We start from the raw sequence: 22,383 nt of genomic DNA on the forward strand, positions 1-22,383 counted from the left end.
ATACGAAGTTCAGAAGAATACTGCATCATAACTACTGGAAACATTTACAACGATTATCCCGGGCATCCCTATACCCATTTTTATCTGGAAATTGATACCAAGCACTTGACATTTTTAGATCAGTATGACCCGGGAGGGAATTATTTTCATATCAAAGATATACACGTCTGCTTGTCGAGTTCGGCTCAGATGTGATTCATGTCCGCTTCAAGTCTAAAGAACCGAGCCCCAAAAACACCTAGGTAATTCGAAGATGGAGTCAGATTGACGGCTAATTCCCGTTCTTTAGCCTCGCCGCTCGGTACGAACTCGAAGTCTGTCCTTAGTAAATTCTTTGATATGAAAATACATGTTCATATCAATTTGTGACTCTACAGGTCATGGATGTTTAGTTCCGTCCATATACATTACATTAGGTTCTTTACCTTTAACCTCTGCAACCCTTAACCCGGCACATTCTTCTCCCGGTATTGATGGCTTCCTGTTCATCGGGAAAATATAATTTGTTTCTCTCCTCAATTCCTTCTGCACCGGGACAACCAAATTCATGATATACCTTTGAATTTTGGGATGCGATGTAAGCATATGCCGCATCCCCTTTCTTGTCTTCCGGTCCATTTTCTGACCATAACCCCCGGCCGGCCTCCCTTGCTTCCCTTTGCAGGTTTAAAAGATATTGGGCATACTCAGGATTATCTTTAAAGGTGTACACTTGGGCATATCCCTGTCTGACCAGCTCACCATTGACAAACGTTCCATCAAGAAGCCAAACCCAAGCGAGGATTCGATTGTATTTATCCACCGGGGTTGTTCCCTTTACCAGGTAAATTTCTTTGCCTTCCAGCATTTTTTTGGAAAATTGACTGGCCTCTTTTCCATAAAATTCAACAGGGCGACGGGGATCTACGGACTCTGGCGTATCTATTCCAATTAATCGAACCCTTTGATTCCCGTCAATGACAAAGGTATCCCCATCAACCACCCGAATTACCTTTACTTTTACTTTTTCTTCCGGTATGGTCGGCCCATCCCGATAATTCCCCTCCATTTGTTTTGATGAACAACCAGGTGACGTGCCACCTAGCAGCAATATGGTTAATAGGATAAATAAAAGAAAGGGAGGATCTCCCTTTTTCCACACGTTTATCATGATCTCCTCCATCGACATATGGATTATATATGATTATTTAATTCTCCATAAGAAGATCATTCCCTTTCCATGTTCAACCTTTTTTCAATCTATATCCATCTATATCACGGTTATCTTGCAAATATATGCTTGCCTATCCGTTTGATTTGCGGCCTGCTCCATATCCATGCGGATGTGGCTGTATTTGGATTGAAGTAATAGATCGCACCGCCTGTTGGGTCCCAGCCATTGATGGCATCCTGAACGGCTTTTTTTGCCTTGGCATTGGGGGTAAGCCATATTTGCCCATCGGCCACTGCCGTAAAGGCTCCTGGTTGGAAAATTACGCCGGAAGGGGTATTGGGGAACTTGGCACTTTCCACCCGATTTAAAATAACAGCCGCTACAGCTACCTGTCCAACATAAGGTTCTCCCCTTGCTTCCCCATAAACAGCGTTGGCCATGATCTTAATTTCATTGGCTGAAAACCCTCCCATGCTTCTGACGGGAGTTGCCTTTTTCTCCGTCTTTACTTGGGCTCCCCCTGGTCTCCAATTTTTTGTCGCTTTCCACAGCTTTAATTTTGTCTTTGGTCCAACAATTCCATCCACTTTAAGACCAAACTGGTATTGAAAATTTCTAACGGCCCAGTAGGTTCTCCAACCAAAATGGCCATCGATCTTCCCTGTATAGTATCCTAAAAACTTCAACCTTCCCTGAAGCTCATAAACATCCCCTCCATGACTTCCTACAATCAACGTTTGTTTGCCAAATACTTCTTCTGTTTTTAAAATGTTTAGCAGACCAACGGTTACTGAACCTAATAAAGCAAACACACCAATCCATATCACTATTTTTCTCATCAACACCGCTCCTTCTTCTGGTTGTTCCATTTTTTCGATAGAAGCTTTTTTTATTTTTTCTCATATTGTCCAAAACATACAAAAAAAGAACAAAATCGCTGTTGTGATTTTGTTCTTTTACAGATATGGAACTAAAAATTTACACGTCTGCTTATCGAGTTCGCCCAAGACGTGATTCGTGTCCGTTTCAAGTCTAAAGAACGGATCCCTCAAAAACATCTGGGGATTTCAAAGATGGAGTCAGTTTGAGGACTATTCCCGTTCTTTAGCCTCAAAGCTTTCGTACGAACTCGAAGGCTGTCCTTGGTAAATTATTTAGTCCCGTCCTTATAATAAAACTATCTTTTTCCTATCGCTTCTCCCATTTTTATAAAAGCGCCCAATTGAATATGGGGTAAAAATTCCAAGGGTTTACTGTATAGAAGGATTACGGTAGATCCAAATTCAAAATAACCAATTTCCTCTCCCCTTGTGCAGGGAATCGGCGGGGAAAATATTTTTTCTTCCACTTTCCCACCCCGCTTATTCGTGGACAGATTCGCATCATAGTGGACCCGTACGCTCCCAACAATGGTGGCCCCCACTTTTATAACAGCCAATCGAGCATCTCCGGTCGTTAAATCTTCTATATTCATGTAGGTAATTAATCGCTCATTTTTTGCAAATAACCCGGGATATCCTTCCACTCCCATTTGATTGACAGGGAATAACTTTCCGGGGATATAAACCGCCTTTATTACTTCTCCGTCAGTTGGATAATGAACCCGATGATAATCCCTTGGGCTTAAGTATATTGTGATATAAGAGCCTCCCTCAAACTGCTGCGCTTCTTTTGGATCACCCAGCAATTGGGTGACGGTATAGGTTACTCCCTTTGCCTGTATTAATTCCCCTTTTTGAATCCGGCCATATTGGGATACCCTTCCATCTACGGGACTGACAAACTTCCTTTTATCCTGATCAATGGGTCTGACTTCCGGTTTTAGGGTCCTTATAAAAAATTCAGACAAACTTTTATAGTGTTGGACCGGGTATTTTGCTTCTTCAAGGTTTATCTTGTATTTCTTTGTAAATATCGGAATAAGAAACCGGCTGGTGCGACTTCTTGTCCAATGGCCAACTAGTCTGGATAACTCTTTTTTGGGCATCATTCTTAAACCTGCTATCATCCATTTTTTACCCAAGGCCTTCCCTCCAATGTGTATCTTTAGGTATCTTCACAAAGTTTTTTCAGGGGTATTGTAGCACATTAGTGAAATTATAGCGATATCCTCTTCGTTATGATTGAAACACCCACTTTTAACCGTTGCATCTTTTTAAAAATCGGTTATTATAAATATATAGGAACTAGTGTTCTTTTATGGGGTGTGAGAAAATGGGTAAACAACAACGAGTCATTTTCCTGTCTGATATGCAGTCCTTTTATGCCAGCGTAGAAAAATCAGCAAATCCCTCCCTTATGGATAAGCCTTTAGTTGTATCCGGAGATCCTGAACGCCGCAGCGGAATCATACTAGCTGCATGTCCTTTAGCCAAGAAATGGGGGGTTAAAACGGCAGAACCCCTATGGAAAGCTCAGCAAAAGTGTCCTGATTTGGTTGTGGTTAAACCCAGAATGAGACGATACCTAGACGTATCCTTGCAAATCACTTCTATCTTGTATAATTTTACCGATTTGGTTGAACCTTACAGCATTGACGAGCAATTTATGGATGTCACCCATAGCATCAACCTCTTTGGAACTCCGGAAGAAATGGCTGAAAAAATCCAGCGAAAAATACAAAAAGAAACGGGAATTTGGGCGCGTATTGGGATCAGCGAAAATAAAGTGTTGGCAAAAATGGCCTGTGATCATTTCGCCAAAAAGGAGAACCGGGGAATTCATTTTCTTCCAAGGGAAGATATGGAGAAAAGATTATGGCCTCTCCCTGTAAACAAATTGTTCGGAGTAGGCACCCGAATGGGGAATCGTTTGTATAAACTGGGGATACGCACCATTGGCGACTTGGCTAAAACACCATTGGAACGTCTAAAGCACCTATGGGGAATCAATGGGCATATTTTATGGATGACAGCCAACGGAATTGATCATTCCCCCGTTTCTCCAGGAACTTACAATGGAAGGAAATCCATCGGACATCATATGACATTGCCAAGGGATTATCACCGGTGGGAAGAAATCAAAGTGGTTCTTTTGGAATTAAGTGAAGAAGTATGTTACAGGGCAAGAACCAATGGATACATGGGATTGACGGTAACCGTAGCATGCCGGGGGGCGGATTTTGACCATCCAACGGGCTTTTCACGTCAAGACAAGTTAGAAGAGCTCACCCATTCAACCATGGAGGTTTATCATTTAGCCTGTAAAATCTTTTTACAGCATTGGGATCATCAACCGATTCGCAGCATTGGCATCACCCTTTCTTCCCTATCAAAAGATGACGGCTACCAGCTTCATCTGTTTAAAAATCAAGAAAAAGTTCGAAAGCTGGGATTTACCATGGATATGATTAAACACCGTTTCGGGAAGTCTGCCATCGTTCGGGCTTCTTCTTTAACCACAGGAGGCCAAGCGATGGACAGAGCCAAAAAAATTGGAGGACATCATATTTAACCTCATGCGCCAGAAGTCCCCGTCCCTATAGGCGTGGGAGCATTCACAAGGGGATAAACGGCAGCCATCTTTTTCGTGTAAAAATAAGCATAAGAGCGAGGACAAAGATCTTGGAAAACAGCCAAAATTGTATCACCCCAACGTCAATATGGGAAAGATACAACGATTCAATTTCCGGCCCGAACAGCAAGAAAAGACCGGTTAGAAAAATGGATCCAGACATGGAAAAACGGCTTCCCAACCATAGTGACAATAAGATAAAGATGAGAGCAAAAGGCAGCCAGTATAATTGAAAAACCAGCAAAGTAATGGTACTAACCTCTGAATATATCGCCCATCCGTAAATCAAAGCCAGTCCGATTAGCCCACAGAAAAAGAGATAAGAAATTCGGTAAATGACCCCGCTTAAGAGCCAAACGAAACAGCTGATTACCAGAAAGAAAAGTAGCCAATCCTGCCCCTTCCCCCATTGATTAAGGAGCAAAATTCCCCCTCCAATCAGAAAAATTGAGGCTAATCCTGCCAGCAAATTGGTTAGCAAGGGTTTTTCTGTACGAAAATAATAGGAGCTAATATAAAGGGAGAACAAGATGATAGAAAATACGATAATTTGCATCGGAATGGAAAAACGAGTAAAATTAATAACAAAATAGGAAATGGCAATCATCCATACAAAAGCTAAAATGGATAAAACAATCCCGGATCTCCTTTTATTCTTTACCAATCTGTTTCCATCACCAGAATATAGATGGAGTAGAAACAGACAGTAATGATCTGGAAGCAATTTATTCTTTTGCCAATATTTAATTTCCTGAATGATTAGTTGTTTCCGTCGTTCATCCATCTTATTGACATCCTCCTGATTTCGGCAATGCCCAACTGGATAAAAAGACCTACGCAAGGTAGGTCTTCCCATAGTTACTCTAAAAAGTCTTTTAATCGTTTGCTGCGGCTAGGATGGCGTAACTTTCTCAATGCTTTCGCTTCAATCTGGCGAATCCTTTCCCTTGTCACACCAAATACCTTACCTACTTCTTCCAGGGTTCGGGTGCGCCCGTCATCCAAACCAAAACGCAGGCGAAGAACGTTCTCTTCCCTTTCTGTCAATGTATCTAATACATCTTCCAGCTGCTCCTTAAGCAGTTCATAGGCAGCAGCATCAGCAGGAGCCAGTGCGTCATGATCTTCTATGAAGTCACCCAGATGAGAATCATCTTCTTCACCAATCGGAGTTTCGAGAGATACGGGTTCTTGGGCAATTTTCATAATCTCCCGCACTTTTTCCGGTGTCAGATCCATCTCCTTGCCGATTTCTTCAGGAGTAGGCTCCCGGCCCAAATCCTGTAACAGTTGGCGAGAAACCCGGATCAATTTGTTGATGGTTTCAACCATATGGACAGGAATGCGGATAGTACGAGCTTGGTCAGCAATGGCCCTGGTAATAGCTTGACGAATCCACCAAGTGGCATAAGTACTAAACTTATAACCCTTATTATAATCAAACTTTTCTACTGCTTTGATTAAACCCATGTTCCCTTCCTGAATCAAATCAAGGAAGAGCATGCCACGGCCGACATATCGCTTTGCAATGCTTACCACAAGACGAAGGTTGGCTTCAGCCAATCTTCTTTTTGCGTCTTCATCCCCCTGTTCAATTCGCTTAGCCAGTTCGATCTCTTCCTCTGCGGACAGGAGAGGAACTCGACCAATTTCCTTAAGGTACATTCGAACAGGATCATTTATCTTTATTCCTGGGGGAAGTGTTAAATCCTCCAAATTAAAATCATCTTCATTTCCTTGATCCCCTTCATCCAAAACGATGTCGTCATCATCCTCTTCATGATTGATAATTTCTATTCCCTGATCACCAAGATATTCGAAAAAATCATCGATCTGTTCGGAATCCTGATCAAAGGTGGATAAGCGATCCATTATTTCTTTATATGTGAGAATACCCCTTTTCTTTCCAAGCTCCACCAATTGCTCTTTTACTTGATCTAACCTTTGTTCTGCATGATTGGTGTTTTGTTCCTTGGTCATTATTACTCCCTCCTTCCCTGGGATAATCGTTGTTCACTTTCTTTCAGGGAACGCTTCAGCTGAACCAATTCCAAGCCATATTGTGCAGCTTTTACGGCATCTCCCATACGTTCCGCTTTTTTTATCTCCTCTTTTAATGCTTCTATCTCCAACCATTTTGGATAATTTAATATTTGCCGGACGCAGTCGTCAATTTCCTGCTGAGTTACTTCTTCATTTAATTCCATCATGACCAGTTCGGAAGCCAAGGCCAATAAACCGGGATCCGTCAGTTGATGAATAAATTGCCCCATCTCAGCTTCCGGATGTTCCGTATAAAAACGATAAAGATGGGCAGCTAAAGCAGCATGCTCTTCAACAGCAAATTGACTCCCCACTTTTATTTCAATCTGCCGGGTAAATTCAGCATCACGAATCATAAGTCCCAACAAGATTCTTTCTGCTTTTTGGTGAGCCGGCAACAACGTGGAGGCGACCAAACGTTTGCCAGCATTTATACTATTATTCCACTTCTGGTTGGGATTATCCCTCTCTTTTTCTTTTTTTTGTCGTTTTATGACTTGCGTTAATTCTTGCTTTAAGGCATCTAAAGAAAGTTGAAATTCAGTGGAAAGTTCTCTTAAATAATGATCCCTTTCCAGAGGATAAGGCAGCTTGGCAATGACCTTTAGGGAATCGCGAATATATTTCATTCTTCCTGCCTCATCTTTTAAATCATAATGGGATCTTAATTGTCCGATGATAAACGCAGTGGAGGAAACAGCTCCGTGTATAATCTCGCCCAGAAATTTTTCTCCGCCATATGCGCGAATATAATCATCCGGGTCCATGCCAGGGGGTAAAACGGCCACCTTTACCAAACAACCCGCTTCCTGTAAAATGTTAATCCCCCGATAAGCAGCTTCCTTTCCCGCCTGATCCCCATCATAACAGAGAATCACCTGTTCAGCATTTCTGCGGATTAGCCTCGCCTGGTCATCTGTGAGCGATGTTCCAAGGGTAGCTACCCCATTCTCCACTCCTACTCCCCAGGCAGCAATGGTATCTACATATCCTTCAAAAAGGACAGCCTGTTGTTTTTTTCGAATCTCTTTTCTGGCACGGTGAAGATTAAACAACAATTTACCTTTATTAAAAAGAAGATTCTCAGGACTGTTTAAGTATTTAGGTTGTCCATCACCAAGTATTCGTCCGCCGAATCCAACAGTACGCCCCTGGCCATCCCATATGGGAAACATGATCCGATGGCGAAACCGATCAAAAAGCTTATGACCTTTCTCCCTAGATGTTAAAATCCCTGCCTTTTCCATAAGAGGCAAAGGAAAATCCTTCTTTTGCAAGTACTTCAAGGCAAATTCCCAACTAGAAGGAGCATACCCAATCTGAAATTCTTTAATTGCATCAGCAGAAAATCCCCTCTGATAAAGGTATTTTAGTGCTTGTCTTCCATGGTCAGTGTTTATCAGAAGGTGGTGATAGACTTTGGCCATCAAGTCAAGGGCCTCGTACATTAAATGCTTTTCCCTGTTTTCGGTTTCATCAACCGTCAAATTCTCTTCCGCAGGGATTAAAATGTTGGCTTCTTGGGCCAACTGCTGAACAGCTTCAACAAAAGTAAGTCCTTCCACCTCCATATAAAAGCTAATGACATTGCCCCCGATACCGCAACCAAAACAATGAAAAATTTGTTTGTCCGGGGAGACGGAGAATGAAGGGGTTTTTTCATTATGAAACGGACACAAACCAAAATAGTTCCGACCACTTTTCTTCAAATGGACGTATTTAGATACTACATCAACAATGTCATAAGTATTTCGAACCGCTTCAATCACATGCTCTGGAATAAATCCTGGCATAAAACCACCTTAGACAGGGACGGAACCTGTAATAACTGTTGTAATAGGTATATATTCTTCGTCAAAATTCTCCAAACTCCTGCCTTTTCCCGTTATTATTTTTCTAGAAAAACCTTTCCATTCTTCACGTCTTTTTGAACATGAGACTATCTATTCTACAAAAATTTAATTTTTCCTTCTTAAAAAACATTGTTGAAATAGTTCGAAATTTGTCGAATGGATGGTAAAATTTATATGTGGTGGATGTGGTAAAAGTATATTAAACAGGGGAAAAGTTATGACAAAGAACATGAGAAAAGGCCATGTTAAACATGGCCTTGACAAATTCAGTCATTTCTTTCATGTAAAACATTATTGTGGAATTCCAGCAAAATGCGAACCATTTCCTCATGGCTGAATGTTTGTGGAAAGTTTCCCCATTGGTATTTGGTCCTTGGGTCAAAGTGTTCTGCCATAAGATTAAGTTCGGTAGAACAATCGATGCAGATTTGAATCAATTGAGCTGCCCTTTCTCTGTTTCCCGCCTGCAAATAGTATCTCGCCAGCCAAAGGGTCGGCAAGTAAAACGGTACCTTGGCGTAATCATAGCGGGCAATTCCTCCCCACATATTAAGTCCGCCGACGGAGTCAAAGGGAAGGTTTGAAAAAGGAGATGCCGTAGAGTATTCTTTTATCCTAACATCTGGTAATCGATGGGGTGATTCCATTCGCGCAACCGTTTTTATCATTCGTTCGTCAGAAGGATCAACAATTCCGTAAAAACTTAACGCAAGAACGGAAATATCCAATGGAGCATCCTTGCTGTAAGATTGGAAAAAAGCGGCTCTCTCTTCATTCCAACCACGAAGCAGGATATCTTCTCTAATCATTTCGGCTTCTTTCATCCATTCAGCAGAACGGTCATAATGGCCTAAAAGATTGGCAATTTCGCTCCCACTATGCAAGCATGCATAACACATCACTTTTCCATGAATCCAATGGTCCTTTCGTTCCCTAATTTCCCATATGCCATTTTCCTCCAAGTTCCAATGATTCATGATCCACTGACAAGCCTTATCGATTTGATCCCAGTATTGAAGCAAAAATTGAGTATCCTTTGTATAGATATAGTGAACCCAAACCCCATGAACGATATTTCCGCAGTTATCCAATTGCAGCTGGTTGGCTGCCTGATTACCAAAACGAATAGGAGTTTCTCCATTGGGTCCTTTTAACTCACTGGAAATTCGTTCCACGGGATTACCACCATCGATTGTATACAAAGGCTGCCTCCAACTCCCATCCTCCTCTTGAAGTTGAAAAGCAAACTCATAAAACTTTCTAGATTCCTGATGAAATCCGGCCATATCGAAGGCAAGAGCGGTATAATATCCGTCTCTCAGCCAAAGATACCGATAGTCCCAATTATCTCCCCCGTATGGAATTGCCGGAAAAGAAGAAGTGGGAGCAGCAATGATGGCTCCGCTTTTTTCATAACACATACATTTTAGGACCAACAAACTTCGGTAATACATCTCTTCCCATTCAGGGCTATTGAACAAGGGAGGAACAGCTTGAGAAATCCATTTGTTCCAAAAGGTGACTTCATCATCTGCTGTGGTTGTCAGTCCATATCTGGCACCGTTAAGGGCCTCCTCCAAAGTCTTCCCATAACCTAAGGAGATAGTTACATATGCCGGTTTCTTGTCCTGAAGGAGCAGTAAAAAACCCTCATCTGTTTCGAAATAGATATAGTTATTGTGAGTCTTTTCCCGGGAATGATGGATATCTGACCTGGTTCCAGCCCAGTTTATTTGAAAAGAGAAGGGTTCGCCATCCCCTATTTCCATTTGTTCGATCTCTATATTTCTTACCAGACAGTTGTGTCCCCATGGCATATAATCCCTGCATGTTACTTTGTAGCTTGCCGCTTGAATGGTGGTCATAAGGACATTGGTTCTGCCAATGTACTGCTGATCAATCAATTGAATATCCTGATGAAATTGAAGGGAGAAAAATCCCCCCTTCTCTTTGTCCAGGGCACGGGCAAAAATTGGGAACCCGTCAAATCGGGGAATACACATCCATTCAATGGAGAGATCAGGATGAATTAAAGCAGCTGTTTCACCATTCCCCACCAATCCGTAGTAATGATTTCTCTTTTTCATGGAACCTCCTGTAGCGATACGTCGTGCTGTTCTTTACTTGCCTCCAGCTTTTGTCTTGGCTTCAGCAATTTGATTAGCGTATTTGTCAAGAGTAGGTTTTACTTCCGCGCCGTTGATCACCACATCACGGAAGGCATCAAGGATTGCCTTTTGCACATCATCCCAGTAGCTAACATTTCCTCTGGGCTCAGCTTTTTCCAGTGCATTTTTTACCGCATCAAAATAAGGCTTCTGCCATTCTTCAACTTTTCCGTATGCATCGCTGCGAACCGCAGGCCAAGCCAGCTTGCTCACCAATATTTCCTGAATATCCTTGGACATCAGGAATTTCGCAAATTCAATAGCCGCTTCCTTGTTTGGAGAGCCCTTGGGAATACCAATCACTTCTCCTCCCAGTGCATGGGATTCCTTCACCGGGCCAGCCCAGCCGCTGTAAGCCTTGATTTCCTTCTTTCCTCCATCTTTCACGATAACATTAATTCCAAAGGGCCAGTTTTGTCCGAGATATACCGAATCGGTAGCAATGAACTGATTCATAAAATTCCAATTTGCTTTTTTGGAATCAGGAGATAAATAGGGCCATAATTCTTGTAAAAATTCAAAGGCCCTTACACTGCCTTCATCATTTAATACATAAGGGTCCCCACCGGCACTTTTAATGAAATCAAAGATGTGGAGAACATTGTCTCCTTCAAGATTTCCTTTTATAGCGATTCTTCCAATTCCTTCTTTTTCTTTAAAGAATTTCGCTTGCTTCAATAGATCATCCCAGGTTTTTGGGGGCTGCAGCCCATACTCGGCATATTTATTTTCATTGTAATAGGCAATCTCCACATTAGGGCGATACGGTAAAAAGAGCAGTTTGCCATTAAAGGTCCCAGCATCTACCATTCCTTGAATGACGGTTTCGGGAATCTCGGATTGATACGCCGATAAATCCTCCACCAAATCCCTTGCAACTAAACCGGACAGAGCATTCACATCCTGGGTGATCAAATCAATTTCCACTTTGTTTGCTTTGATTTGGGCTTCCAGTTTATTAGCTACGTCTCCCGCCTCAACCTGAATCGCTTCTACTTTAATTCCCGTTTTACTCTCAAACGCAGGGAGAACATCGTTTCTCATCACTTCCCATTCATTCTCACCTAAGCCCATCAGTACTCTTATCGTTTTTGTCTCACTTTTTTGAGATTCACTCTTCTGTTCACCAAGAGTTGCATTATTGGATGCTGACCCCTGATCTTCTGTCTTACCGCAGCCTGCCAGAAGAAGTGAAGCAACTAGGAGCAAGGAAAAAAGGATGACCGTTCCTTTTTTCCAGGATCTCCAATTTTCTTTTCTCATCATTTCTACAACCCCCTAAAAGATTTTATCTTTCATTGAAACTTTTCTTATCTTCAAATACACTAGTAAGTAGCTTTCCTCTTTGTTTCCTGACGGAGAGGACACTCTGGGAGTAGCTGGTCCCTAATCCTCTACTCCCATTTCATTAATTTCTTTTCCTTTTTCATATGACTTGTTCTTCATATAACCTTAATGATTACACCCCCTTTTCGCACAGAACATATTTTTTTGATCAAGGTACATGAACTAACAACTTATCCCCCCTTAACTTAGCCAATGTTCAAAAGGTCCCTTGTTATTCTACTTTTTGAACAGGTTCCTTTTGTTATCATTCAACTCCCTATCCCTTGACCGCCCCTGAGAGGTATCCGGATTTGAGATATCTCTGAAGGATAAAGGTGATAAGGATGACTGGTATCGTAAGAATCGTAGAATAGGCTGCAGATTGGAACCAATCCCCCCTGGACACGTAATAATAGGTTTGAAGAGGCAGTGTTCGATCCGTTAGGGTCAAATAAATGGCGTATGTGAATTCATTCCAGGAGTTTAGCCAAATAAACATGGCCCCTACAGCAATTCCTGGCAATGCCAAGGGAAATACCACTTTTACCAATGACTGAAACCGGGTTGCTCCATCGACAGTGGCTGCCTTTTCCAAATCCTGCGGAATTGTATCAAAGGTCCCAACCAGAATCCAAGCCAAAAATGGAAGGTTGGGAATGAGATGGGCAAGAATCAGCCCGATATTGGTGTCCAATAAATTAAATTTGATAAAGTTGACGGCAATAGGCAGGGCAATTCCTACATCGGGAAACATTCGGGTAAAAAGAAGACTTAAAATGATACCATATTTCCAGCCCTTCGGTAATCTGGAAATAACATAAGCAGCCGGAGCGGCTATTAAAATAGCAAGAAAAGTGGTTCCAGTAGCCACCACTAAACTCTTAAATAATGGCTCCCACAGGTTTCCCGATTGGAATACTTTCATCCAATGGGAAAAATTAAATTGATGGATCCAAAACGTTGGGTGCTGCGTCAAAACTTCTGATGGCTCAGCGACAGAAACCTTGAACATAATATATACCGGGATGATCGTCACAAAGGAAAATAGCAGAAGGAACGGAATGGATGCTGCTTTGGCCAGACGTCCAACCCAATCACTTTTCGCAAGCCGGTTCAATGATTACACCCCCTTTTCCTTTTTTTCTACCAGAAACAAATATAATGTAATAAACAGAATAATGATGAATAAAAGAATGGTAGCTGCTGCTCCCGAAGTATTTAAATTGTTGTAGCGATTGTATTCAACATATGCATATGTTGCCAATACCGGAGTGTTTTGACCGGCTAAGACGAGGGGCAGCTCAAAAATTCGAAAGGAATCGATCGCCCGCAAAATAAGAGCCATGGTAATAGAAGGCTTCAAAAGGGGCAACGTCACATTCCAGAGGTTTTGCCAACTGGACGCCCCATCAATGGAAGAGGCCTCATAAATTTCTTCAGGAATGCTTTCCAAACCAGCCAGCAAAATAAGAATGACCAGGGGAAGGACTTTCCACATGTCAGCAAACACAACCATCATAATGGTCCTGATCCCTCCTGAGGCCCAATCAATTGGAATGTCAATCCACCCCAAGCGAAACAGGAATTCATTTAAATATCCCGATGTGGCAAAAATGTACAGCAGGGTAACACCAGATACAAGGGTGGGAACACCCATGGGTATTAATAAAATCGTTCGAAAAAAACCCCGCCCGAAGAAAGAACGTTTTAAGATCAGGGCAATGATGAAGGCGATCAACAACTGCAGAGTTAAACCAATCAACGTAATCAAAACCGTATTGATTAACGCCTGCAAAAATTCCGGTCTTCCAAAAATATATTGATAGTTTATAAAAGAAGGAAAGCTGCCTGTATCAGGATTCTTTAAACTCAGGTAAATCGTTTGAAAAATAGGAATAAGAGTAAATCCGAATATATAAACCGCCAGGGGTAAGGCCATGGCCAATTCAAGACGATATCTCTTAAGCGAAGTCATATGAAAATACCTCCTTTCTTAAGTCCGACTTAATGTAAACGTTTACATTGTCTGTACAATTCATTCCTTGTTAAACATACTGCTTCACGCATAACTTATAGTGATCATCTATTAAAATATATCATTAGCTATGGCTAACGCGTGCTCAGATAAAGGAAACCGTTTTGCGCTCAACAATGGTATGGGGTAGGAATATTTGCTGAGGAAGCTTATTTGGATCGTCAATGGATTCTACCAACAGCTCGACCCCTCTTCTTCCCAATTGATGAAGGGGTTGGGCCACGGTTGTCAGTCCTGGAAATGACATTTGAGCGATTTTTACGTTATCAAAACCCAACACAGAAATATCCTCAGGGACCCTCTTATTTAAATGTTGAATCGCCGCCATTGCTCCAATTGCCATTTCGTCGCTGGCAGCAAAAACAGCGGTCATCGTCGGATTTAAGAGGATTAGTTTTTTCATGCTTTCCAATCCTCCTTCATATCTGTAATTTCCAGTAACAACCAAATCTTGTGAAAAAGGAATCCCATGGTCAGCAATAGCCTGTTTATAACCTTCATAACGAGGGAGACCAGCAATGGGGTCGTCAAAGGACCCGCTAATCATGCCAATCTGAGTATGTCCTTTGGAAATCAAATAGCTGACACCATCGTAGGCCGCTTGATAATCATCCACCTTAACAGAAGAAAAAGTTCCTTCTTCGTCAGAAGTAGAAATCAGAACAACCGGAACTCCCAGGGAAATAAATGAAGCTCGATATTCTTCGGTCACAGGTTCACTAGTAAATATGACACCATCCACCTGCTTCTCTTTAAGGAATTTAATATACTTCAGCATTCTATCCTTACTCATATCCGTATTGCAAATAATCACATTTATGCCAAATTGATGGGCCGCATCTTCCATTCCTTTAAACACTTCCGAGAAAAAGAAATTGGATACATCAGGAATCAACACGCCAATGGTATTGGTTTTTCGATTGACCAAGCCTCTGGCAAGGGCATTTGGTTCATATCCCAATTCTCTTATGGCTCGATGAACCAGTCGCTTGGTCTCTTCCGTTACCAACGGACTGTTATTAATGACTCTGGATACGGTTGCAATAGATACATTGGCAAGTTTGGCTACGTCTTTAATGGTTGGTTTCACAAGGGTCAACTCCATCTGAGCTATAGATTCGAAACTAACGATTCATGTGAATAGTCAAAATATTTATACAATATGTAAACGTTTACATTATACTTTCATCCTACCCTCCGATAGAATGAATTGTCAATACTTTTTTTAGAAATTTTCATATTTTTGCCCTCAATCCATCTTGGAAATACCCCAGATGTGATTGAGGGCTCCGTCCATAAGCGGTTCGGTTTTATCAATGATTACTATTTTAACCGTTCTTTAAAGTAGCCTGGGCAGCAGCCAATCGGGCTAAAGGAACGCGGAATGGGGAACAACTTACATAGTTAAGCCCAGCCCGATAGCAGAAATCAATGGACTCTTTTTCACCGCCATGTTCACCGCAAATCCCGGTCTTTAAATCAGGCTTTGCGGACCGCCCCAACTGGACTCCCATTTCCACCAATTTTCCTACACCCCGTTGATCTAAGGAAGCAAAAGGATTCTCAGGCAAGATCTTATGATCAATATAATGATGGAGGAACTTCCCTTCTGCATCATCACGGCTAAAGCCAAAGGTGGTTTGGGTCAAATCATTGGTGCCAAAGGAGAAGAAATCCGCTTCTTCGGCAATTTCATCGGCCGTTAACGCTGCCCTTGGAACCTCAATCATCGTTCCGATTGTAAAAGTAACAGCCATTCCCGTTTCTTGCCCGATTCTTTCAGCTGTCTCTTCCACGACCCTCCGCATTAGCTTTAATTCATTGACATGTCCCACTAATGGAATCATGATTTCAGGCTCGACAGAAATTCCTTCCTGCATCAGCTGGATGGCAGCTTTAAATATGGCTTCTACCTGCATGGCATAGATTTCCGGGAATACAATCCCTAAGCGGCAACCCCGATGACCCAGCATGGGGTTAAATTCATGAAGTTTTCTCACCTTGCGAAGAAGAGATTCTTTTTCATATCTTTCAGCAGGGTCCGCATCAGGACTCATCTGAAGCTTGGTCACCTCAACAATCAGTTCCTCCAGGTTTGGCAGAAACTCATGTAACGGAGGGTCCAGCAAACGAATGGTTACCGGATAACCGGCCATTTCTTTCAGGATGCCATAAAAATCCCCCTGCTGCATGGGAAGCAGTTTGTTTAATGCTTCCAAGCGTTCCTCAAATGTTTCGGCAAGAATCATCTCTTGAACGATAGGAACCCGTTCAGCCGCCATAAACATATGTTCTGTTCGGCATAGACCAATCCCTTCGGCACCAAATTCCCTTGACTTCTTGGCATCTTCAGGATTATCTGCATTGGCTCGAACAGAAATTTTACGAACCTCGTCTGCCCATTGCAGAAGTTTTTGAAATTCATCAGATAGCACCGGATCAATAAGGGCAACCTCTCCCAGCATGATGGCACCGGTTCCACCATCCATGGAAATCAGATCCCCTTCACGGATAACGGTGTTATTGATGGACGCTGTTTTCACCTTTACATCAATTTTTAGCTCCTCACAGCCGCAAATACAAGGCTTACCCATTCCCCGGGCAACTACAGCGGCATGGGAAGTCATCCCTCCCCGGCTGGTAATGATTCCCTGGGAAGCCACAATTCCATGGATATCTTCTGGAGTCGTTTCCGGTCGAACAAGAATCACCTTTTCTCCTTCTTTGCTCCATTTTTCTGCCTCGTCGGCATCAAAAACAACCTTACCTGAAGCAGCACCCGGAGATGCGGGAAGGCCTTTGGCCACCACCTGTAATGTGGTGTCGGGATCCACTCGACGATGCAAAATCTGGTTCAGTTGATCAGGATCAACCCGCAGTAAGGCGGTTTCTTTATTGATCAACCCTTCCTCAACCAGGTCCACGGCTATTTTTATCGCTGCATGGGCCGTTCTTTTCCCGGTTCTGGTTTGCAGCATGAATAGTTTCCCGCGCTCTACAGTAAATTCGATATCCTGCATATCTTTATAATGATTTTCCAACTGATGGCAAATTTGCTCAAATTGTCGATATACGTCAGGCATTTCTTCCTTTAAACGATGGATCGGCTGCGGGGTTCGAATCCCAGCCACCACATCTTCACCCTGGGCATTGATGAGGTACTCACCGTATAGGACTTTTTCCCCTGTAGATGGATTTCGGGTAAAAGCCACTCCTGTCCCTGAATCATCACCCATGTTGCCAAATACCATCATTTGAACATTTACTGCCGTCCCCAAATCATCCGGGATCTTATGAATCTTGCGGTATATGACGGCTCTTTGATTGTTCCAGGAATCAAAAACCGACTGGATCGCCCAATTCAGTTGATCAGCAGGATTCTGGGGAAAAGGATTTCTGGTCTTCTGTTGAACCAGCTCCTTATATTTTTCAATCACTCTTTGCCAATCTTCCGAGGTTAATTCGGTATCCAACCGATAGCTTTTTTCATTCTTCATGTCATCAATGATTTGCTCAAAATAGAAATGGTCTATCCCTAAAACCACGTCACTAAACATTTGAATAAACCTCCGGTAGCAGTCATAGGCAAACCTCGGATTTTCGGTCAGTTCTGCCAATCCCTTTACCGTATCATCGTTTAGTCCCAAATTTAGAATGGTATCCATCATACCGGGCATGGAAATAACCGACCCTGAGCGAACGGAAACTAGAAGGGGATCTGAAGCATCTCCTAATTTCTTTCCTGTCATCTGTTCCAGCTGCTTCAGAGCCTGTATCGTTTGATCCTTCATTTCTTCAGTCATTTGTTTTCCAGCCTGATAGTAGGCATTACAAGCTTCCGTACTGATCGTAAAACCAGGAGGAACAGGCAGGCCAACCTTCGTCATTTCTGCCAGATTGGCACCTTTTCCTCCCAAGACCGACTTCATTTCCCCAGAGCCTTCCTGAAACAAATATACATATTTCACACTCAAACGAAGCTACCCCCTCTTCCCAAACATATGCAATATAATATTTGCGGTTTCCTCCACTGCTTTACTGGATACATTGATCACAGGACAGTTCAACCTCTTCATGATCTTTTCGGAAAACTCTAGTTCCATTAGAATTCTTTCCATGTTAGCATAATTGGCTTGTGCAGTTAATCCCAGCGATTTTAAACGTTCCTTCCGGATGCTGTTCAACTGCTCAGGACTGATGGTAAGTCCTACAATTTTCTTAGGGGAAATCATAAACAATTCCTCCGGTGGTTCCACTTCCGGAACAAGGGGGACATTGGCCACTTTTAACCGTTTATGGGCCAGGTACATGGATAGCGGGGTTTTCGATGTACGGGAAACGCCGATCAGAACCACATCTGCCCTTAGCAATCCCCTAGGATCCCTGCCATCATCATATTTGACGGCAAATTCAATGGCCTCTACTTTACGGAAATATTCTTCATCCAATTGGTGGACAAGTCCCGGTTGATATCTGGGTTTCTTCTGATATTTCTTTTCCAAAGCTTCCATCATAGGTCCGATGATATCTACCACCGGAACTTCTTCTTCCGCAGCTTTGGCAATTAAAAATTCTCTTAAGCGGGGGATAACCAACGTAAAGGCAATCAGTCCATTTGCTTCCTTTGCGGCTTGAATGACTTCACTGATGGTTCCTTCATCTTCAATATATGGAACTCTTCTCGTTTGAAATTGACCGCCGTTAAATTGACTGGCTGCCGCCCTCACCACAAATTCCGCCGTCTCTCCAACCGAGTCAGATACGACATAAACGATAAGTTCATTTGTATTACTAATGGGAATCCCTCCTATACCGGTTCATCATTTCCAAGTTCATAAAAAGCCTTTGTTATCGTAGTTTTGGTAATACGTCCAATCACTTCATAGCTTTTTCTAGATCCTTCTTTCTCCTTCACCACGGGAAGAGCATCGATTTGATTGTTGATTAACTTACCCGCCGCATCAAGAAGAGAATCTTCCATGTAGCAGGTCATGATGTTGGGCATTCTGGTCATAATAATGCTGACCGGCATATCCTCCAGATGCTGTTTTCCGAGGGAGGCGCGAAGCAAGTCTTTTCTGGAAACCACGCCAGCCAGAGTGTTTTCTTTATTCACAACGAAAAGAGTGCCCACATCCTCCAAAAACATGGTACAAATGGCATCATAAACGGAAGATGACTCCTGAATGACAATGGGGACTGACTTAAAGTCTTTCACCTGTAACTTCCTTACCCGTTCTCCCAGCAACTGGCTTCCTGTCTTACCGGAGTAAAAATAACCAACCCTTGGTCTGGCATCCAAATAACCGGCCATGGTTAATATAGCCAAATCCGGGCGAAGGGTAGCCCTTGTTAGATGAAGTTTTTCAGCAATCTGTTCCCCTGTGATAGGACCTTCATCCTTGACAATTTGCAGTATCCTTTCTTGCCTTTTATTCAGTTCGATAGCTGATCACCACCTTCATACGTTGCGTTCTTAAATGTGTTATACTTTATTATTTTATTTTCCATATAGTATATACTATATTCCAATACCATTTTCTGCAACAAAAAAATATATGAATTTTTAAGGATATACCGCACAGATCTTTTATCCGATGACTTAATACTTCCCACTTTTTAGGTGAATGATAAGTCTTTATATTATTTGAATTGACTTCCTATTCTGTCTCCCCGACTTCCCACGAAAAATAGAATATAATACCATTAGCATGCATAGATCACGATGCAATTCAATCAAAAGTTACAAGGAGGATTTTCCCATGCTTTTTAACAAACCAATAGCAACCCTAGTTTTGCCGGATATACACGAAATGAAACTGGCTAAAGAAAGCGGGCTTTCATCCATTGTTTTTCAATTGGATCACGGGGATTATATGGCTGATGAGTTAAAGGAACTGATCCAATTTGTTCACATGAACGTGGATGCTCTAAGGATCCCTCAAGATTTAGCCCTTGGACTTGACGACTTAAATCTCAAAGGATTGGTGCAAATCATTCAATTAGCCGGAGAGATATGCACATCAAAGCCAGGAATGGTCATTCTCCATTCTCATACAGTAACCCTGGGAGAAATCTTTGAATATCTTGAGAAACATGCCCGTGATTTCCAGGCTTTACAAGACTTCAAAGACCATTGGGTAAATAAAATCATCTCCCAAATAAGGTCCCTTATCCCCATCGCCCAAAAAAATCAAGTCATCCTGGCTCTGGAGAATGCGCCCATGGGAGGAATGGAATACTTTGAATCCGGTCATGGATATATTCATCCGGCGCTTAGAACCCCCAGACATCTGAAAAGTATCGTAAAGGAAACAGGAATCAAATTATGCTTTGATACAGCCAATGCCCGAATCACCACCAATGCCCTGACCTATATGAAACGTTCCAGAAGTTTATTCGCCGGGGCCACGGAAAACGAAATCCTGAGCTCTCCCTCCAATTGGCTGGATTTTTATAAGGAAATAAAAGAGGATGTAGCCATGATTCTACTTTCCGATAGCATCAGTTGGGGAGACACCGCCACGACCTCCCATATCCCCTTTCGAGAAGATCATTTTCCAGAGCTGCTTTCCTTCGCCGAAATGCTCGAAGGCAACATTCCCATTGCCCTTTCCCTCAACGAAACAGGAAAACCGGGAGAACAGCTGCAAAAGATGATGCAAATCCTTCACCAGTTGAAGCCAAGCGGGATAAGATAGAAGAATCATCAAATGCATAAATAGTAGAAAATGTCAAAACCCTGGATTACTAATCATCCAGGGTTTCTGTTTTAATTGCTTCACATCTGTAGATTCTCTTGCCCTCAAGAACAAACTTTTCTTCGTACTCGGTCATGACATTCCCTTGAAAATCACTATGATGGAGATCAAAGATGATATTCCTCAATTTATATCCGCAAGCTGAAATTTCGTTTAATGAGAACTCAAAAAGAGCCTCATTATCCGTTTTAAAATGAATCTCTCCATCCTCTGTAAGGAATGTTTTGTACTTCAATAAAAATGAGGAGTGGGTAAGCCGCCTTTTCCCATGCCTTTTTTTGGGCCATGGATCACAAAAATTAATATAAAATCTGCGAACCTCTTTTTCTGAAAACAAATGATCGATTCCATTAAGATTAAACAGAAGGAACCGAATATTGTTTAACCCCTTCCCATCTGCCTTCCGAACAGCCTGCAGTAAAACCTGTTCCCTTACTTCAACGGCAAGGAAATTTACATCAGGATTTTTTTCAGCGAGGGTGGTGATAAATTGACCCCTCCCTGTCCCTAACTCCACATGAATAGGATGCGAATTACCAAAAACTGTATTCCATTTTCCTTTAAACTGCTCTGGATTTAGAATGACCAGATCATTATAAGACAGCAATTTTTCTTTGACACCAGGTCTTCTTCTAAGTCTCATGCCATCACCTTTCCATGTATTATCCTATTTCATGATAGCGGGAGAAAGTGTTTTCGTCACTAGAAAATGATGCACGAAATCTTCCTATGTACACAGGTCCCGCATTATTTTCTCATGACAATAAATATTTCAGTAATTACGAATGTAATTTCTTCTATAAACACAATGAGAGGCCTTTTGTTTGTTGACGCACGTTTTTACGTACGTTAATATAAGAGTAAAGATATAAGAAAGAGGTGAAATTATTGAAAACAATTAAGATAACGGAAGCCAGGAAAAACTTTTATAGGCTGGTCAAAGAAACGATTACAGGTAGCGAACTAACCCAAATTTTGAGTAAAGATGGTGATGTTGTTTTAATATCTGGAGAAGATTGGAGATCCATCCAGGAAACATTGTACTTGCTTTCGATTCCCGGTATGAGGGAAAGCATCATGGAAGCTGATCAAACGCCCATTGGAGAATGGAAGACACCGGAGGATATTGAATGGAATTTAGATTGATTTTTTCTAAACAAGCAGTGAAGGATGCTAAACGTTTAGAGCAAACCGAACTTGATAAGAAAGCTAAAGAGTTACTAAAACTGATCAAGACCAATCCATTCCAAACTCCACCACCTTTTGAAAAGCTAGTCGGCGATCTGGCCGGTAAGTATTCACGAAGAATAAATATTCAGCATCGGATCGTTTACGCAATTGATCAAAATTATGGTGTAATCAAGGTTTACCGTATGTGGAGCCATTATGAGTAATAAGGTTAGTGAACTGTTGACCTCCAACTAATACCTCCAACTAATACCTCCAATGATACCAATAGATTTCATTATACTCCCTCCATTATCTGATACCTTTCATATTTTTATTATGACATGATTGAATCATTTCTGTC

The 22,383-nt window shown here is 42.0% G+C and carries 20 protein-coding genes; 5 read left to right on the forward strand and 15 right to left on the reverse strand.

The features are described from left to right. Positions 1 to 195: hypothetical protein (locus L1765_RS02060; protein WP_236404029.1), on the forward strand; the 195-nt coding region annotated here is incomplete at its 5' end. 232 nt (positions 196 to 427) lie between these two features. Here L1765_RS02060 and L1765_RS02065 read toward each other — a convergent pair. The 3 genes from L1765_RS02065 to asd all read right to left on the reverse strand — a co-directional run bounded on the left by L1765_RS02065 (position 428) and on the right by asd (position 3,176). Then, the gene (locus L1765_RS02065) at positions 428 to 1,150 is read right to left on the reverse strand and encodes a thermonuclease family protein (RefSeq protein WP_236404031.1); all 723 of its coding nucleotides are present in this window, start codon (positions 1,148 to 1,150) and stop codon (positions 428 to 430) included. A 110-nt stretch (positions 1,151 to 1,260) separates the two neighbouring features. After that, positions 1,261 to 1,992 (reverse strand): spore cortex-lytic enzyme, encoded by a 732-nt coding sequence (gene sleB / locus L1765_RS02070; RefSeq protein WP_236404492.1) that lies wholly within the window; start codon positions 1,990 to 1,992, stop codon positions 1,261 to 1,263. A gap of 338 nt (positions 1,993 to 2,330) precedes the next feature. Then, positions 2,331 to 3,176, reverse strand: a complete 846-nt coding sequence (gene asd, locus L1765_RS02075; protein ID WP_236404033.1) for an archaetidylserine decarboxylase — start codon at positions 3,174 to 3,176, stop codon at positions 2,331 to 2,333. Positions 3,177 to 3,367: 191 nt separating this feature from the next. On the opposite strand from asd, the gene L1765_RS02080 reads away from it, so the two are divergent. After that, complete coding sequence (locus tag L1765_RS02080) at positions 3,368 to 4,606, forward strand: DNA polymerase IV (RefSeq protein ID WP_236404035.1); 1,239 nt, start codon at positions 3,368 to 3,370, stop codon at positions 4,604 to 4,606. A 43-nt stretch (positions 4,607 to 4,649) separates the two neighbouring features. Here L1765_RS02080 and L1765_RS02085 read toward each other — a convergent pair whose 3' ends face one another. The 11 genes from L1765_RS02085 to L1765_RS02135 all read right to left on the reverse strand — a co-directional run bounded on the left by L1765_RS02085 (position 4,650) and on the right by L1765_RS02135 (position 19,537). Then, positions 4,650 to 5,450: a hypothetical protein gene (locus L1765_RS02085; protein WP_236404036.1), complete on the reverse strand. Its 801-nt coding sequence runs from the start codon at positions 5,448 to 5,450 to the stop codon at positions 4,650 to 4,652. A gap of 74 nt (positions 5,451 to 5,524) precedes the next feature. Next, positions 5,525 to 6,646, reverse strand: a complete 1,122-nt coding sequence (gene rpoD, locus L1765_RS02090; RefSeq protein ID WP_236404038.1) for an RNA polymerase sigma factor RpoD — start codon at positions 6,644 to 6,646, stop codon at positions 5,525 to 5,527. A gap of 2 nt (positions 6,647 to 6,648) precedes the next feature. Then, positions 6,649 to 8,502: a DNA primase gene (gene dnaG / locus L1765_RS02095; RefSeq protein ID WP_236404040.1), complete on the reverse strand. Its 1,854-nt coding sequence runs from the start codon at positions 8,500 to 8,502 to the stop codon at positions 6,649 to 6,651. 326 nt (positions 8,503 to 8,828) lie between these two features. Further along, complete coding sequence (locus tag L1765_RS02100; RefSeq protein WP_236404042.1) at positions 8,829 to 10,649, reverse strand: glycoside hydrolase family 15 protein; 1,821 nt, start codon at positions 10,647 to 10,649, stop codon at positions 8,829 to 8,831. 33 nt (positions 10,650 to 10,682) lie between these two features. Next, complete coding sequence (locus tag L1765_RS02105; RefSeq protein ID WP_236404048.1) at positions 10,683 to 11,996, reverse strand: ABC transporter substrate-binding protein; 1,314 nt, start codon at positions 11,994 to 11,996, stop codon at positions 10,683 to 10,685. 337 nt (positions 11,997 to 12,333) lie between these two features. Continuing rightward, a complete protein-coding gene (locus L1765_RS02110) occupies positions 12,334 to 13,173 on the reverse strand; it encodes a carbohydrate ABC transporter permease (protein WP_236404050.1) in 840 nt (279 codons plus the stop codon). Positions 13,174 to 13,176: 3 nt separating this feature from the next. Continuing rightward, a complete protein-coding gene (locus L1765_RS02115) occupies positions 13,177 to 14,031 on the reverse strand; it encodes a carbohydrate ABC transporter permease (protein WP_236404052.1) in 855 nt (284 codons plus the stop codon). Positions 14,032 to 14,176: 145 nt separating this feature from the next. Continuing rightward, positions 14,177 to 15,181: a LacI family DNA-binding transcriptional regulator gene (locus tag L1765_RS02120; protein ID WP_236404054.1), complete on the reverse strand. Its 1,005-nt coding sequence runs from the start codon at positions 15,179 to 15,181 to the stop codon at positions 14,177 to 14,179. Positions 15,182 to 15,419: 238 nt separating this feature from the next. After that, a complete protein-coding gene (gene ppdK / locus L1765_RS02125; RefSeq protein ID WP_268928648.1) occupies positions 15,420 to 18,065 on the reverse strand; it encodes a pyruvate, phosphate dikinase in 2,646 nt (881 codons plus the stop codon). A gap of 6 nt (positions 18,066 to 18,071) precedes the next feature. After that, the gene (locus L1765_RS02130; RefSeq protein ID WP_236404496.1) at positions 18,072 to 18,887 is read right to left on the reverse strand and encodes a pyruvate, water dikinase regulatory protein; all 816 of its coding nucleotides are present in this window, start codon (positions 18,885 to 18,887) and stop codon (positions 18,072 to 18,074) included. A gap of 11 nt (positions 18,888 to 18,898) precedes the next feature. After that, on the reverse strand, positions 18,899 to 19,537 hold the full coding sequence (locus L1765_RS02135; protein ID WP_236404498.1) for a helix-turn-helix transcriptional regulator: 639 nt from the start codon (positions 19,535 to 19,537) through the stop codon (positions 18,899 to 18,901). A gap of 316 nt (positions 19,538 to 19,853) precedes the next feature. Here L1765_RS02135 and L1765_RS02140 point away from each other — a divergent pair, with 316 nt between their 5' ends. Further along, positions 19,854 to 20,792 carry a sugar phosphate isomerase/epimerase gene (locus L1765_RS02140; protein ID WP_236404064.1) on the forward strand — a complete coding sequence of 313 codons (939 nt, stop codon included), beginning with the start codon at positions 19,854 to 19,856 and terminating at the stop codon, positions 20,790 to 20,792. 49 nt (positions 20,793 to 20,841) lie between these two features. On the opposite strand, the gene trmB is transcribed toward L1765_RS02140, so the two are convergent. Then, positions 20,842 to 21,495, reverse strand: coding sequence for a tRNA (guanosine(46)-N7)-methyltransferase TrmB (gene trmB / locus L1765_RS02145; protein ID WP_236404066.1), 654 nt, complete (start codon positions 21,493 to 21,495; stop codon positions 20,842 to 20,844). Positions 21,496 to 21,740: 245 nt separating this feature from the next. Between trmB and L1765_RS02150 the strand changes: the two genes are divergently transcribed. Then, positions 21,741 to 21,998 (forward strand): type II toxin-antitoxin system Phd/YefM family antitoxin, encoded by a 258-nt coding sequence (locus L1765_RS02150; protein WP_236404069.1) that lies wholly within the window; start codon positions 21,741 to 21,743, stop codon positions 21,996 to 21,998. After that, the gene (locus L1765_RS02155) at positions 21,983 to 22,246 is read left to right on the forward strand and encodes a Txe/YoeB family addiction module toxin (protein ID WP_236404070.1); all 264 of its coding nucleotides are present in this window, start codon (positions 21,983 to 21,985) and stop codon (positions 22,244 to 22,246) included. The genes L1765_RS02150 and L1765_RS02155 overlap by 16 nt, the downstream gene beginning before the upstream one ends. The last annotated feature ends 137 nt before the right edge of the window (positions 22,247 to 22,383 follow it).

This window comes from Microaerobacter geothermalis (genome assembly GCF_021608135.1).
GTDB classification, from domain to species: Bacteria; Bacillota; Bacilli; order DSM-22679; family DSM-22679; genus Microaerobacter; species Microaerobacter geothermalis.

What these genes read in the sequence shown, in the direction of transcription:
- L1765_RS02065 (WP_236404031.1), bottom strand. Translation starts at nt 1,150, where the DNA reads ATGATAAACGTGTGGAAAAAGGGAGATCCTCCCTTTCTTTTATTTATC.
- sleB (WP_236404492.1), bottom strand. Translation starts at nt 1,992, where the DNA reads ATGAGAAAAATAGTGATATGGATTGGTGTGTTTGCTTTATTAGGTTCA.
- L1765_RS02080 (WP_236404035.1), top strand. Translation starts at nt 3,368, where the DNA reads ATGGGTAAACAACAACGAGTCATTTTCCTGTCTGATATGCAGTCCTTT.
- L1765_RS02085 (WP_236404036.1), bottom strand. Translation starts at nt 5,450, where the DNA reads ATGGATGAACGACGGAAACAACTAATCATTCAGGAAATTAAATATTGG.
- rpoD (WP_236404038.1), bottom strand. Translation starts at nt 6,646, where the DNA reads ATGACCAAGGAACAAAACACCAATCATGCAGAACAAAGGTTAGATCAA.
- dnaG (WP_236404040.1), bottom strand. Translation starts at nt 8,502, where the DNA reads ATGCCAGGATTTATTCCAGAGCATGTGATTGAAGCGGTTCGAAATACT.
- L1765_RS02100 (WP_236404042.1), bottom strand. Translation starts at nt 10,649, where the DNA reads ATGAAAAAGAGAAATCATTACTACGGATTGGTGGGGAATGGTGAAACA.
- L1765_RS02105 (WP_236404048.1), bottom strand. Translation starts at nt 11,996, where the DNA reads ATGATGAGAAAAGAAAATTGGAGATCCTGGAAAAAAGGAACGGTCATC.
- L1765_RS02115 (WP_236404052.1), bottom strand. Translation starts at nt 14,031, where the DNA reads ATGACTTCGCTTAAGAGATATCGTCTTGAATTGGCCATGGCCTTACCC.
- L1765_RS02140 (WP_236404064.1), top strand. Translation starts at nt 19,854, where the DNA reads ATGCTTTTTAACAAACCAATAGCAACCCTAGTTTTGCCGGATATACAC.
- trmB (WP_236404066.1), bottom strand. Translation starts at nt 21,495, where the DNA reads ATGAGACTTAGAAGAAGACCTGGTGTCAAAGAAAAATTGCTGTCTTAT.
- L1765_RS02155 (WP_236404070.1), top strand. Translation starts at nt 21,983, where the DNA reads ATGGAATTTAGATTGATTTTTTCTAAACAAGCAGTGAAGGATGCTAAA.